6 protein-coding genes are annotated in these 14,291 nt (G+C 56.9%); 3 read left to right on the top strand and 3 right to left on the bottom strand.

Going from position 1 to position 14,291, the window contains the following annotated elements; translation table 11 throughout:
* Window positions 1–103: 103 nt before the first annotated feature.
* Window positions 104–2,437, bottom strand: a complete 2,334-nt coding sequence (locus tag Fuma_RS03585) for an efflux RND transporter permease subunit (protein ID WP_077022935.1) — start codon at window positions 2,435–2,437, stop codon at window positions 104–106.
* A 350-nt stretch (window positions 2,438–2,787) separates the two neighbouring features.
* Between Fuma_RS03585 and Fuma_RS03580 the strand changes: the two genes are divergently transcribed.
* Window positions 2,788–4,203: a DUF1501 domain-containing protein gene (locus Fuma_RS03580; protein WP_077022934.1), complete on the top strand. Its 1,416-nt coding sequence runs from the start codon at window positions 2,788–2,790 to the stop codon at window positions 4,201–4,203.
* A 3-nt stretch (window positions 4,204–4,206) separates the two neighbouring features.
* Window positions 4,207–5,388, top strand: coding sequence for a ribosome small subunit-dependent GTPase A (gene rsgA / locus Fuma_RS03575; RefSeq protein ID WP_077022933.1), 1,182 nt, complete (start codon window positions 4,207–4,209; stop codon window positions 5,386–5,388).
* Window positions 5,389–5,396: 8 nt separating this feature from the next.
* On the opposite strand, the gene Fuma_RS03570 is transcribed toward rsgA, so the two are convergent.
* On the bottom strand, window positions 5,397–12,077 hold the full coding sequence (locus Fuma_RS03570) for a tetratricopeptide repeat protein (protein WP_077022932.1): 6,681 nt from the start codon (window positions 12,075–12,077) through the stop codon (window positions 5,397–5,399).
* 140 nt (window positions 12,078–12,217) lie between these two features.
* On the opposite strand from Fuma_RS03570, the gene Fuma_RS03565 reads away from it, so the two are divergent.
* Window positions 12,218–13,021 (top strand): polyphosphate kinase 2 family protein, encoded by an 804-nt coding sequence (locus Fuma_RS03565; RefSeq protein WP_077022931.1) that lies wholly within the window; start codon window positions 12,218–12,220, stop codon window positions 13,019–13,021.
* On the opposite strand, the gene Fuma_RS03560 is transcribed toward Fuma_RS03565, so the two are convergent.
* Complete coding sequence (locus tag Fuma_RS03560; protein WP_077022930.1) at window positions 13,011–14,291, bottom strand: beta-ketoacyl-[acyl-carrier-protein] synthase family protein; 1,281 nt, start codon at window positions 14,289–14,291, stop codon at window positions 13,011–13,013. The genes Fuma_RS03565 and Fuma_RS03560 overlap by 11 nt on opposite strands.

The raw sequence follows: 14,291 nt of genomic DNA, 5'->3' as shown, positions 1-14,291 counted from the left end.
GGGCGAGAGTTGTGTTGCCCTATTCTGCGTGCATTCAGAAAATATTGCCAGCGGAATATTCCGGACGACATTCACAATGAATGCCTAAGAACCCCAAGCCCGCTCAGTCGACAGAATCAGCCAACTCTGCGGCGGCTACGTCAGATTGGCATGCCTGATCCGCGTCGTTTGCGGAATCCTTCGGGGCGGTCCATCTTAGTAGCAGTGGCAACAATACCAGGTCGCCGAATACACCACCCACCAACGCCAAACTCAGCAGTGCCCCAAAATAGACGAGGGGAATGAACCGCGCGGCCGTTAGAACGAGAAAGCCGGCGACCAAAGCGCAGTGAGCGAACACGACTGCTCGCCCGGCACCGGCATGAGCGACGTGCAGCGCTTCGGTGACGGAACAATTTTGGCGAGCTCGTTCGAACGCCGTGATATAGTGAATGGTCGAATCCACCGTCAGCCCCATCGAAACGCTGGTGATCATCGCGGTCCCAATGTTGACGGGCATTCCAATCCAGCCGAGTGCTCCCATGACAATCGCCACGGGAAACATATTGGGAAGCAGAGACAGCACGGCGATTCGCAGGCTGCGAAATGCGATTGCCATGCAGATCAGAATGCCGCTGCTGGCGACCACGAAACTCTTCAACTGGTCGCTTAACAAACTCTGAATCAGCTCAGCCAGCAGCACAAACATTCCCGACGCCGATGGCGGCACGCTCTGTTCCAGGTCCGGCCTCTTATCAAAGAACTGCTGCACACATGACCGAATCTCTTCGATCTGAGCGATCTTTCGCTCACTGGACTGCTGTTCGACGGACCGCAAAACGATCCTCATCCGGTTGGCATCTTTGTTATAGAAATTCCGCACCAACATGGGCTGTTTGCGTTCAATGCGAGCCAGAGATTTGGCCGGCCCGAACAACCGCGGCGGCAGATCTGCAACGTCAGTCAGTGACAGAATGCGAATTGTCGGATCATCATCTGTCAACTCGTGCAGTTGATCCGTAAGACGTTGAATATCGCGAAGAAAGCTGTCCGTCAGTTTCTCCGGAGTGTCAAACGAAACCTCCCAACTGCCTGCGCCGCCGAGTCGCGTTTCGATGAATTCCAATGCCTGTACAATCGTCGACGACTTCTTGAAGTTGCGGCTGAAGTCGGTTTCCAGCTGCAAGCGAAACACGCCGGGAATAGCGACGACAAACAGGGCCGCACACACGATGCCGGTGATCATCGGCCGTTGTTCGACGGTACGACAATTCAACAGCAGAGCTCTGTCCAGCCAGCTTTCGAGGGGAACTCGCGAAGGCACCTTCAGCCGGGAACCGGACGCTAACGTCGCTGGCAGCACAACAAAACAGGCCACCATCACCACACCGGTTGCGAGACTCATCATCACCGAAAAACTGCGGACGGGCGTGATCTGGCTGACCAGCAGTGACGCAAATCCGACTGCGGTCGTCAGGCACGTCCAGCAGATCGGAGCCGCCATTTCTCGCAGCGTCTGAGTCGCAATGGCTGGGAAGTCGCCAGCGGGTCCGGTGGCCTCCGGGTCGTTTAGCAGCAACGAATTTCGCAGGTCGCGATAGTGCACGATGACGTGCATGCTGGTGGCAATGCCAATTACCGTCACCAGCGAACTTAGCATCGAACTGACCATGCTTAGTTCAGCCCCGACCAACGCCAGGATCGCCCGCGTCACAACAACTGAGCCAAGCACAAGGCCCACAGGAGCCAGTACCCACCGCAGGCCACGGAACAGAACCCACAGCACGATCGCCAGAATCACGAGCGAAACCAGGAACAACACGCGAGCGTCTTCTTCCACAAGACGGAACATGTCGTACACCTGCACCGGTTCACCCGCAACCGCCACGTCCCCTTGCATGTCGGCCGCAATTTCGCGTATGCGCGCTAGCGTTTCAGCTCGTGAAATTTCCGCCGCTTGTTCGGGCTGAAGTTCCAGCATGATGCCCGTGGTCCTGCCGTCCTGACCAACCAACGTTCCTTCAAACATTCGCAGCATCGAGCGGCGAGTCGGTTTGTAGCGCGGCGCTGCTGCGAGCAGGTCGGCAAGATGTTGTGTCTGTTTGCCGTTGACCCCCGGCACAGAACTCAGGCGTTCAGCGTTTTGGCGAATTCGCGTTGAGACGTCCTCATTGACCGCTGGAAGCACATCAACCTTCAGCACGTCTTCCAATGAACTGGGATAAGTCTCGTCCGGAACGTCAAACAGGCGAGGTTCCGACCAAGCCACAATCACGAATTCATCGCCACCAAAATCGCGCCGGCTGCGTTTGAGGATGACGAGATCGGGATTGTCAGCCGCGAAAAATGATTCGATGGTTTGATCGAAATGCAGCCGTTCAGACAGCGGGATTGCGGCAAGCACAATGACAGCCGCTGAGACCAGCAAATAGTTTCGAATCTTGACGAGTTGGCGCATGGCCGCAGGTTAGCAGAATTCTGCCCGATGCCACGCGGACCGCCCCGTGAAATTTGAACGCCCCCCGGACGACCTCAACCGGCTCGGCTACGAGCTGTTTAAACCGAAATACAAGGGGACAGCGCCGTCTGGGAAAGGTTCAATGGCGAAGGTCCCAGTAACTGGACCACTTCCTTTCAGGTTTCAAGACGGCGGTCTGCAGTCGCGGCGGCTCTGATACGGGCCGGACGATAAAAACAACTGAGCACCATCGACCGAAAAACGCTCAGCACTATAATGCCGCGGGGGGCAACTCAGCATTTCGGGCGGATCGAGTCGACAAACCTGCAGTCGGCGAGGGAAATACTTCTATGAACACAGCAACGGCGCGAAGATGGTTTCTGTCGCAATGCGGCGTTGGACTCGGCAGCGTCGCATTATCTGAGTTACTGCACGCCGACTCACCGGCGCCGCAGGTGGGAAATACCGATCCGTTGGTGCTGCGGCAGCCACATTTTCCGAGCAAAGCCAAGGCCGTTATCCAACTATTTATGGCAGGCGCGCCAAGCCAGTTGGAATTATTCGACAACAAGCCGAAGTTGACAGAACTGGAAGGCCGGCCGCTTCCAAAGTCGATCATTGGCGATCAGCGCTATGCGTTCATCCAGCCCGATGCGGCCGTGCTGGGGCCTCGATTCAAATTTGCGAGGCATGGCGAATCCGGTGCCGAAATTTCCGAAGCGATGCCGCACCTGGCTCGGATTGCCGACAAGATCTGCCTTATCAAGTCGGCTCACACAGATCAGTTTAACCACGCGCCTGCACAGATATTTCTGAATTCGGGCTTCTCACAGCCGGGTCGGCCGAGTTTTGGATCATGGGTGCTTTACGGACTCGGTTCCGAAACCAAAGACCTTCCCGCTTTCGTCGTGATGAGCACCGGCTCCGGACTCAGCGGCGGTGCGGCTCTTTGGTCGAGCGGCTTTTTGCCAACGGTCTATACCGGGGTGCAATTCCGTAGTCAGGGCGATCCAATCCTGAACGTGAACAGCCCGCCAGGCATCAGCGACAAGTTGCAGAATGAAACCTACTCGCTGATTAATCAGCTTAACCGACGCCGAATGGACGTCGTGGGCGATCCAGAAATCGCGACACGAATTGCGTCTTTCGAAATGGCGGCTCGGCTACAAACTTCGGCTCCTGAGTTGATGGAACTGAAAAAAGAATCCAAGGCAACGTTACGCATGTATGGCTGTGATCCCGACAAGCCGTCGTACGCGCGAGCCTGCTTGTTGGCGCGGCGAATGGTGGAACGCGGTGTGCGCTTCGTGAATATTTATCACAGCGGATGGGACGCTCACAACAACGTCGAAGGCAATGTCCGCGAGAACAGCCGCAGAACCGATCGGGCGTCCGCCGCTTTGGTGAAGGATCTTGAGGCACACGGCCTGCTGGATGAAACACTCGTAATTTGGGGTGGTGAATTCGGCCGCACACCGATGGTGGAATCAAACCCTGCGTTGGGACGATCACAGGGTCGCGACCACCACCCTCAGGCGTTTACAACCTGGATGGCAGGCGGCGGCGTGAAGCCCGGCATGACGCTAGGAGCCACCGACGATTTCGGGTTTCATATCGTCGATTCCCCCGTCCACGTGCACGACCTGCAGGCGACGTGGATGCACCTGCTTGGTCTGGATCACGAACGTCTGACGTTCCACCACGCCGGCCGCGACTTCCGATTGACGGACGTGCACGGGCACGTGGTTGAAGAAGTTCTGGCGTAACTCATGGCAAAGAAAAAGGGCAAAGGCAAGCGAAAAGGAAAAGGCGGGAAGGTTCGAGTCGACCTGCGTCGCAACAAGCAAACTCGTGCGCGCGATCAAAACGTGACTCATGAAATGCTGAACGATGAAGTCGCGGCAGAAGATGCCAGCAGCAGCGAACGACTCTCCGGCAAAGGCTCGCTAACCCGTCGCCGCACCGTTGTCGGCATCGACGACACAGGCGATCAATTGCTGCGATCGGTCGATAGTGAAGGCTGCCTGTCAGGCCGAGTGACAAGCTTCGTCGGCCTAAACTGCAACGTGCGAGCCGACGACGGACGCGAATTCGAGTGCACCATCCGAGGAATGCTGCGAACCCTGGCGCGCGACAGCCGCAACGTAGTGGTGACGGGTGACCGAGTGCTAATTCGTCCTGAAGGCGACGAGCATCAAAGCGTGATCGAACGCGTTGAGCCTCGTCACGGCGTGCTGTCTCGCAACAGTCAGGGACGCGAACATATCATTGTTTCCAACATCGATCAGTTGTTGATCGTTGCTTCAGTCGCCGATCCGGAATTCAAACCAAATCTAATTGACCGGTATCTCGTCATGGCCGAACGCCACGATGTGAAAGCCGTGATCTGCATTAACAAGATCGATCTCGTCGACGATACCAGCCTTCAACAGTGGGCCGCGCTGTATGCCCGTCTGGGCTATCCGGTCGTGCTGACCAGCATCGCTGACGGCCGCGGCGTTGACGTACTGAAACACCATCTGGCCAATCGGCAGACGGCAGTTAGCGGGCAAAGTGGTGTCGGGAAATCGTCGATCCTGAACGCAGTCGATCAGGATTTGAATCTGCAAACGATGGACGTCAGCGACGCCACCAGCAAAGGGCAGCATACGACTCGACGAGCCCGCCTGCTGCCGCTAAACGGCGGCGGTTGGGTTGTTGACACGCCCGGCATTCGACAGTTCGAATTGTGGGACATCGGCTTGGAAGAAGTGGACGGTTACTTCATCGAATTCCGTCCATTCATTTCGTACTGCCGATTCGCGGACTGTAGCCACATTCACGAATCCGATTGCGGCGTGAAGAACGCGCTGAACGCAAATCTGATTGCTCAGTGCCGCTACGAAAGTTACCTTCGCATTCGCGATGAAGACATATTCGTCTGGAAAAACCCGGCTCGCGGGCAAAGCTAAATCGCTTTTCAGCCGGCCCTTTTGTTTAGCAGCCGCTTACGAAGTTCCTGCAGTGCAGATGAGGACGGGGCTGTGGAATTGGCAGCTTCGCCAGATGATGACGCCCCATTCAGGATCGCGTCCAACTGACGAGTCCACACCTGTTCCGCTTCCATCAGTTCGCCGTTTGCAATCGCTCGTTCGGCACGTTCCTGCAAAATCGCCGTCAGCCAGCGAGGGTCCGCCGACTGCGCTGCCGCCCGTTCGGCTCGATTGGCGAGGTCGCCCGCGAGACTCTGATGCCGCTTCGATGTGGCGGCGACTTTCGCGGCAAACCACAACGCCGTGTCTGGGTGAGGACGATCATCGCTTTGTCGCAGATTCGTTCCGACGACCGCACGTAGCTGGTCAAACGCCAGATCTTCCAATTCGGTATCCTGCGCTGCATTCGCATAGACCGCAGTGAACACGGCCAGCGTCGATTCCGAATCTTTGGCGGTCGACAGTGCCTGCTTGATCACGTTTCTTTGTTGTTCACTCAATTCAGATGACGAGCCCGCGTCGCGTGCAGCAGAAAGCACGGGACTGTGTAGTGTTGCGGGCTCGCCTTTCTTCCGCGACTGCAGCGACAGCATCAGGTCAATAGCCGGTCGGTTCGCGGCGTCTTCGGCCTCCACCGCATCGTCGGTTGTCGGCTTGAAATCACTCGCGAGCGAGTCGGCCAGAAAGTCAAAAACGGTCGTTGCGGTAATCGCTCGCTGAGCACGAAGTTCTGCTTGAAGAACGACGTTTTGCGTGAGCTGCGAATTCCCGACCTGCCGTCTCGTGACGGGGGGGAGTTCCGTGCGAAGTTGCCGAAACGCTCGCAGCGCGTGCAGGGGGAAGCCGAGTTCCAGTAAGTGCTGTGCGGCTGCAAAACGATTCTGTTCGTTGAGTCTTCTGGCGTAAGACGGCCCGTCGGCCGCTGGCGAACCTTCCGCCGCTGAACGCAGGAACTGCTCAATCTGTTGTCGTGCGTCTTGTCGACGATCCTGTTCCACGTAAAGCTCGGCCAGCCACCGCGTGGCGGAATGAGGGTAGTTCGATTGTTCGGAGCTCACTCTTGATTCCGCCGCTGTTTCCAAGAGAGCGATCATCGGCGGGTGTAGACGGCTATCCGCGTGGGCCAACTCGGTCACAACAACGAGCGCCACTTCCATCGGAACGAATTTGACATCCGCGTTCTCGGACACTGATTCCAGTGACGTCACGGACTGGTCAATGTCACCGCTCCTGGCCAACAACGCGGCCAGCAGCAAACGACCACCATGCCAGGACGGAAACTTCTCCGTCGCCGTCTTCACGAGCGGCGTGAATTCCGCCAACGCATCCTGGCTTTCCAATGCGTTGCACAGCCGGTTCAGTGTGCCCTGTGTATGGCCGCCATCGAGGAGTTTTAACTTTCCGGCCACACCCAGCCACGGTCGAGCGACAGCCTGCTGATCCGACTCGGGAATCAAGCCGACCTTTGCAAACTCCAGAGCTCGGTCTGAAAGCCATATGCTTTCATCCTGAACCTGGCTGATGAGGAAGCCACGATTATCTGGAAACGCCTGCCACGCGCCTTCGAACAACTTCAACGCCAGAGCACGCGTCGCTGCGGCTGCTGGCTGCCCGCGACCGTCGTCTGCCAGCATAGTCTGAATCGTTTCGCTGACGACAAAATAATTATTCTGCAGCTTCTTCAAGTCCCGTTTCAGCAGCCAGTCGCCCAGGTCGGTCAACCGACCGCCACTGCGAAACGTGCGCAGGTACTGGTAGTAATTCTGAGCGTATCGCTGCGGATCTTTGTCGAGAATCTGCAGGTATACGTCAGCCGCTTCCGAGAACCGGCCGCGTGCTTCATGCATTTCTGCATCGCGAATCAGCGAGTCAATTGTTGTGGGTCGGAGTTTCTGAACGCGAGTTTTCAGGACCTCCGCGTCGTCCGCTCGCCCAACAGCAACGTAGTATTCCAGCAGCCTTTCGTTCAGTGAAATCGAATCGGGTGACCGCGCAAGCTGTTGTTCAATTCGCAGAATCGAATGCTTCAAACGGTCAGAATCGCCCAGAATCCGCAACGCCGATTTGCGAATACCATCCAACGAAACGCCCTGTCTTGAACCCTGCGAACGGCCTTCGGTTTCGGTCAGAATCTGATGAGCAATCTCAGTGGCAATTCGCTTGTGACCTTCGCCATAGCTGGTCCTCATAAGTACGGCCATCGCATTTACGTCGTTGCCCGTACTTCGCTGAACGCGAGTCAACAGTGCGTCTGCCATCTCGTCCATGCCAAGTTTTTTCATCGAAGTTGCCAGCGGCATTGCCGCACTTGTTGGCAATCGCAAGCCAAACAATCGTTCGGCGGCGGTGCGAGCACGATCAGTCTTGCCCAGCGTAGTTGCCAGCTCCAACGCGAGTAACTCGCGTTTACGCACGACATCAGGCGCGGCTGATTCGATCGTGTTCAACAGGGCCAACGCTTCCGCGTGATTGTCCTGTTCAAAGTGATAGCGAGCAATCTGAAGTCGAAGGCCCGCGTGTTCCGGCATCAACTCGGCCGCCCGCACCAGATGCACAATGGCGTCCTCACGTGCGTCGGCCAGGAAACAAAGATGAGCCATCGCCATTTCGCTCATCGCCGCTGTTTCGCCCGTCTGGCTGGCTTTGAAATCTTCGATCAGCGAAAGTAAGCGGGGAAGCGGTTGGCCGTCGTAAAACGTGAGCAGGTTGACGAAGAATGTCAGATCTGTCGGCGTGAAGAACCCTTCGGACGCCAGTGTCGTCGTGTTTTGCGTCCGCGCGACGCGACCGTCGAAATAGATGCTGTAGTTTCCAGTAGCGAACTGGCTGAGCGGTACATCGGCTTGCCCACGCAGCACGGCCCCCGCGGCATGGACTGCCGACTTCAATCGCAGAAACTCCAGCAACATGCTGTCGACGGTGTCAAAGTCTCGCCTCGCGGATCGTTGCGAAGCGATTTCGGCATACTTTTGCCCCAGCCGACGAAATGGATTGGCCTGCCCGGTAGTCGGAGTTACGTGGCCGGATTCAATCAGCCGCGAAGTCAGCGTCAACACTCGGGCAAAGTCCTTGCTGCGACTGGCGATCTCGATCGCGGTGGAAAGGTCGGCGGGCGTGGCGTCCGCTCGCACAAGATATTCCAGGATCTCATTGGCTTCCGCCGCCTTCCCAACCGCTTGCAGCTGCTGGACGACGAATTGGGGATTGCAGGGCCAGTCCGGGTGAGTTTCCCTAACACATTTGAATGCCTCAACAAGCTGCCCTATCTGTTCGCTACTTAAGCGAGACGACAGCTGGCCGAGAGGGCTCCACGGTGCACGGCTCACGGCAGTTTCAGCGGCCGCGACGAAAGCGAAGCAGGCTAAGGGTTCAGAACGTTTTGACAAAGCCGACAGTGTCAGAGTCGTCGCCATGCCACGGTTCGCGTCTGCAACGTAGTAAAGCGTTTTGTGGACGTGATAGAGATCCCAGGCGGCCAGTGCTTGTTCGAAAGCTGATCGGCCATCGTCAGAATTGTCGCGACTTAGACTGAGCACAAACTGGTCTAAGGTTTTGGTTCGAATAGCGTGGGCACATTTCAGGAACACAGCTGTGGCTCGAGCTTGCCCGAACGATTCGGCCGACCATGCCGCGTTAGTAGTAGCACTCGGACGATACCGCCCACCATTCATTTTCGTCCACGACGACAGCAACAGAAAGTGCTGCGAAAATTCGTCCAACTCTGCAGGAGTAACATTCCACAGGTCGTCTCCGGTTTCAGTAATGGTTGGTCCAAGGCGACGTTGCGCAGATCGCGAAGGGCTAAGCACGGAATGCGGCATCGCCAATATTTGATCGCTGAACGTCGCCGCGTCCGCCATATTGGCTTCGCTCCACGAAATAACGGCCATCCGCAAAATGGCCTCCCAATCATCGGGGTTCCGCTCCAGAACCTGGTTTGCCAGCCGTCGCGCGATCTGCGGTTTTTCTTCGAGGATCAGGTCGTCAATCGATTGCAAAACCTCCAGCGGATCGGCGGCCGGATCCGAGAGTCGCAGCCACAAAGCTTCGGCCGAGTCGATGTCACCGGAACGTAACAACAGGTTGGCCAGTCGAGCGGCCGACTTGCTGGACGGAGCCACCGTGTGCAGGCGCTGTTGGAATTTGACGGCCGCACCGAATTCTGACTGCTGTTCTGCCAGCACCGATAATTCAGACAACAGCGCCGCATTGTTCGCGTCGTCAGCTAAAAGGCGTTCAAGAGTTTGTCGCGTCATTCCCGGATCGCCGGCCGTTCGATAGGCATTCGCAAGACACAACAAGGCCGTCTTCTGAAAATCTTCGTCACGCATTTGGTCCTGTAGCCGGTTGACCAGTTTGTCGAAGCTTTCACTGCGAAGATAGAGATGCGTGAGTGCCTGAATAAAGTGAATTTTTTGTTCGACGTCTTCCGCCGCATCGAAAGCTCGCCAGTAGAATTCGATCGCTTCGTCAGTGCGAAAGCGATCCGCGAGTGCCTGCCCCGCCGCCTGCAAAGTTGCCACGTCTGTGGGATTGATCCGCACACCCTGACGCAGTGCTTCCAGTCCGGCATCCAGTTGCCCAAGCTGGAAACACAAGTCCGCAAAAAAGCGATAGTGCTGCGGGTTGTCCGGCGCGGCTGCCAAAAGTTGGCGGCCCGCTTCCAGAGCGGAATCTTTGCGTCCCAATCGACGCAACAGGTCCGCTCTTTTTTCGAGATGCACGGTTTGGAAACGCAGATCACTTGCGGCGAGTTTTGCATACGCTTCAGCCGCATCTGCCAGCAACCCCGCCTTCTCAGCAACTCGCGCGACCACCTTCAGCACATTGCTCGACTGCGGGGAAAGCCGGACCGCTTTCTGAGCTGACTCAATGGCGGACGCAAAATCGCTGTCGGCTTCCTGATACAGAGCCAACGTCATCCATTGTTCGGCGGACGCCGTTTCGCCGTCCATCCGCTGAGCAATTTCCTGAATCTTCGTTTGCAGCAGGTCGCCTGCGATGAAGGTTTGAATGCGTTCCTGTTGCGCACGCTCATGTTCCAAAGGCGACGCGGCCTGCTGTTCGGCGGCTTCCAACTGCTGCAGCGAATCGTCGATCCGGCCGGCGTCCCGCAACATGCTGGCGCACTGCAGGCGATGGTTGAATTCCGGGTTCAGACGGCAGGCATCCAGCATCGCCGCCAGCGCTTCGGACTTGTATCCAAACTTCTGAAGCGTTTCGGCCAGGCGTACAAGATTCGTCGAGCTGCGATGTTCGCCGACGGCCATTTTTTGCCACGCCGCTTTCGCGTCGTCCGGCCGATTTAGTTCGTGTAGGTATTCGCCCAGGCGTTCCCTGTACTGTAAATCGTGCGGAGCCGCAGCAATCGCCTGCTCATAAAATTCAATAGCCGTGCCGTCGCTTTTTGCCTTGCGGTGCAGTTCGGCCACACGACTTAAGATGGCCGCATTCGTTTCGTTGCTCGCCAGTAGTCGCTGCCAGACCTGAATCGCAAGTTGTTGGCGTTGCGACTCCGGCACGTCAGCGCGTTGCAAATACAGAAGCCCCCAGCGTTCGATGTGTTCGGCCGTTGCGAGGTCGTCCTTCGCCAGTTGTTCGAACTGGCTGATTGCAACTTTAAATTTTTCCTGCTGGACGAGGTGAGCGATCAAAGCATCGTGCAGCTTGATATCGGAAGGTGCCTTCTCAACGGCGTGCTTCAGCCATTGTTCCGCTTTGTCAGCGCGGTCGAGGCGGGTCAAACATTGAGCCAGCCTTGTCATGGCATCAAGGTCGTCGGGGTGTCGCTTTAGCCGCGTCTGAAAGTAAGCAGCCAGACCGCTATCGTCGTTGGTCTGACGATAGACGTCTTCGATGCGCCGACGAATATCGCCGAACAACCAACTAGACGGCTTCACCTGATCCGACAGGTCGTCCAACGTCAGCAACGCTTCACGAATCGCCCCTAACTGCAACTGAATCTCGGCCGCTCTGATTTCGTACTGCATCCGCTGATAGGGATCGCCTTGCTGTTTGGCCAGTTTCTGAAACCGCTCCAGCGCCGCTTCTTGCTGCCCCGACTCCACTAGCGCTTCAGCGATCTGAACCTGCACTTCCGTGTCGTCAGGGAATGCGGCTTCCATTCGTTCCCAAACCTGCAACGCCTTTTCGGGTTGCTGCAGCCGCTGATAAAGTCGCCCCAATTGTTGATAGATTTCCAATAAGTCGACTCGGGCAGGCTTTCGCTGGATCGCTCGTTCCAGCGCCCCAGCGGCATCTGCGCGTTCTCCAATCGCGCCCAGCGCCTGGCCCAGATACCACGACGCGACCGGATCATCCATTCGCTGTTTTTCTGCCGACCGGAATGCGATGACGGCGAGCGACTGTCGGTCGCGTTTGGTCTCGATCATCCCCACGATCATTTGTTCGGCAGCGTCGGAAGAATTTTTCGCTGCGTCCTGCAACGTCGTCACGAATTCATCCAGCGTCCCACGCTGCGTTCGAAATTCGTAGACCTTGTCCAACGCTGTGCCGAAGCGAGGATTTCGCTTCAGAAGTGACAGGTAACGATCAGCGATCTTTTGCTGCTGAGCCGCCGGCCCGCGTTCGTCGGCCGCACCTGGAGGAATCGAGGCAAACAACACAATCGCCATTGCCGCGACGCGAATGATTCGAACGATACTCATAAGATGCGATACAATCGGGGACATATTCGGCGTGAAGATGTTGGTGGGAGGGGCCGTCTAAAGTATAGTCGAGTGACACTCAAGACAAATCGACGTCCGGACACTTTGCTTGCCCATCGGAATTATTGACAGATTGTGCCATGCCCGACACTCACCGACTTAGCCCTTCAACACCGATCCGCATTGACGAAGTCAGCAGTCGAGGGAAAGACTTTCACGACGATCGCGACGAAGCGGAAAAGGAATTTTACTCGCTGCGAAACGAACTTATTGAATGGCAACGAAAGTTGTATGCAGAAGGCAAACAGAAACTGCTGGTGGTCCTGCAGGCGATGGATGCTGGCGGAAAAGACGGAACCATTCGCCACGCCTTCAAAGGAGTGAATCCGCAGGGCGTCCGAGTGACTTCCTTCAAGAAGCCCAGCGAATTGGAACTGGCTCATGACTTTCTCTGGCGCATCCACAAAGCCGTGCCGGCGAAGGGCATGATTGGTGTCTTCAACCGGTCGCACTACGAAGACGTTTTGGTCGTGCGAGTTCACAATATCGTGCCGAAGTCGGTTTGGCAGCCGCGGTATGAAGTGATTAATCAGTTCGAAAAGCACCTGGTCGATTCCGGCACGACCATCTTAAAGTTCTTCCTGCATATTTCGAAAAAGGAACAGCGTGAACGCATGCAGGATCGACTGGACCAGCCAGACAAGCACTGGAAGTTCGACGTCGACGACCTGAACAAACGAGCTCAGTGGGATGACTATCAGCTTGCGTTTCAGGACATGCTGAACAACTGCACGACGGAACACGCTCCGTGGTATTTGATCCCCGCAGACCAGAAGTGGTATCGCAATCTGGCCATCATGCGGACGATGGTCGACACGCTGAAAGAGATGAATCCGCAGTATCCCACATCAGAAGACCTGTCCGGGATCACGATCAACGACTAACGACCACAGCCGCAACATGGCCGCCGAAGCCAAGCGACAGCTTCGTCGCAGTATCTGCGCTGGTTTCGACATTCGCGTTCGACACTCCCACTGGGCACTTCGAGTCGATGTTTTGCAGATTAAGCGTGGCTGGAATTGTTCGGTCACGTAACGCCAGCAGCATCGTGGCGAACTCGACGCTGCCTGCGGCTCCCAGCAAGTGCCCGATCGCTCCCTTGATTCCGTACGCCGGAACTTTGCGACCGACGGCTGTAAACAAACCGTTTGCTTCCGCCAGATCGTTCGAAACAGTCCCGGTCCCATGCAAGCAGTAAAACCCGGGCTCAGCGTTTGCTATGTTCGACGCTTCCACCAACGGTTTGACGACATCGGCCACGACGGCACCGCTGGTGTCGACTTGAGTGACTCCCGTGGGATCAGTCATCCAGTTGCCGGCCAATAGTTTGCCGTAAGCTTTAGCACCTCGAGCCTCCGCGTGTGCGGCAGATTCCAGCACGAACACGGCGCCACCTTCGCCTATGACGAAGCCATCGCGGTCAGCGTCGAAGGGACGGCAGGCGGTAGCCGGGTCGGAATTCTTTGAAGTCACACCCAGCCGATGAAACGATGCCAACACGGAAGCTCGCAGCGACGCATCGGCACTGCCGGCGACACAAACGTCGCACTGTCCTGACCGAATCAACGCCGCCGCCTGAATGACGCTCACCAGTCCCGTAGCGCACGCAGCAATCGGAGTCGCAGTTTCGCTGACGCCTCCCAGCACAGCAACAGCCGCTCGTAACGGTCCATCCGACAGAAATCCGTTTCGCCACTGACCGCTGTTGGGGATGTCGCCTCGCACGACGGCATTCGTGACGCCTTCCATAGCTCGCAGGCTGGCCTTGCTGGTCCCAATAATGCACCCGGTTCGCTGCGGGGACAATTCTGCCGGTCCTAAACCCGCATCAGTCATCGCTTCTACCAAAGCGACCACAATCATGCTGTTCAACGGGTCATCCAGTAGGACTGTGGGCAGCGAATCGGAGCAGGACAACGCAGCTTCGCGCACGGCCGCGTGATCGACGATGGCACCTCCTGGCGTGCGGCGTAGCAAGTCACACAACTGCGAATGGTGATCGATTTCATCCTGTCGCAATGGACGAGCGGCGTGGTCACCGTTTAGCAGGTTCGCCCACGAGGCCTCACGCCCGATCGCCAGTGGCGTCACCATTCCGATGCCGGTGCACACAACATGGCGGTCAACTGAATCGTCGCTGTTGAAAGTGAACAT

The organism is Fuerstiella marisgermanici (assembly GCF_001983935.1).
In the GTDB taxonomy this organism is placed as follows: Bacteria; Planctomycetota; Planctomycetia; order Planctomycetales; family Planctomycetaceae; genus Fuerstiella; species Fuerstiella marisgermanici.
This window is presented reverse-complemented; position numbering and strand designations above follow the sequence as displayed.

What these genes read in the sequence shown, in the direction of transcription:
- Fuma_RS03585 (WP_077022935.1), bottom strand. Translation starts at nt 2,437, where the DNA reads ATGCGCCAACTCGTCAAGATTCGAAACTATTTGCTGGTCTCAGCGGCT.
- Fuma_RS03580 (WP_077022934.1), top strand. Translation starts at nt 2,788, where the DNA reads ATGAACACAGCAACGGCGCGAAGATGGTTTCTGTCGCAATGCGGCGTT.
- rsgA (WP_077022933.1), top strand. Translation starts at nt 4,207, where the DNA reads ATGGCAAAGAAAAAGGGCAAAGGCAAGCGAAAAGGAAAAGGCGGGAAG.
- Fuma_RS03570 (WP_077022932.1), bottom strand. Translation starts at nt 12,077, where the DNA reads ATGAGTATCGTTCGAATCATTCGCGTCGCGGCAATGGCGATTGTGTTG.
- Fuma_RS03565 (WP_077022931.1), top strand. Translation starts at nt 12,218, where the DNA reads ATGCCCGACACTCACCGACTTAGCCCTTCAACACCGATCCGCATTGAC.
- Fuma_RS03560 (WP_077022930.1), bottom strand. Translation starts at nt 14,291, where the DNA reads ATGTTCACTTTCAACAGCGACGATTCAGTTGACCGCCATGTTGTGTGC.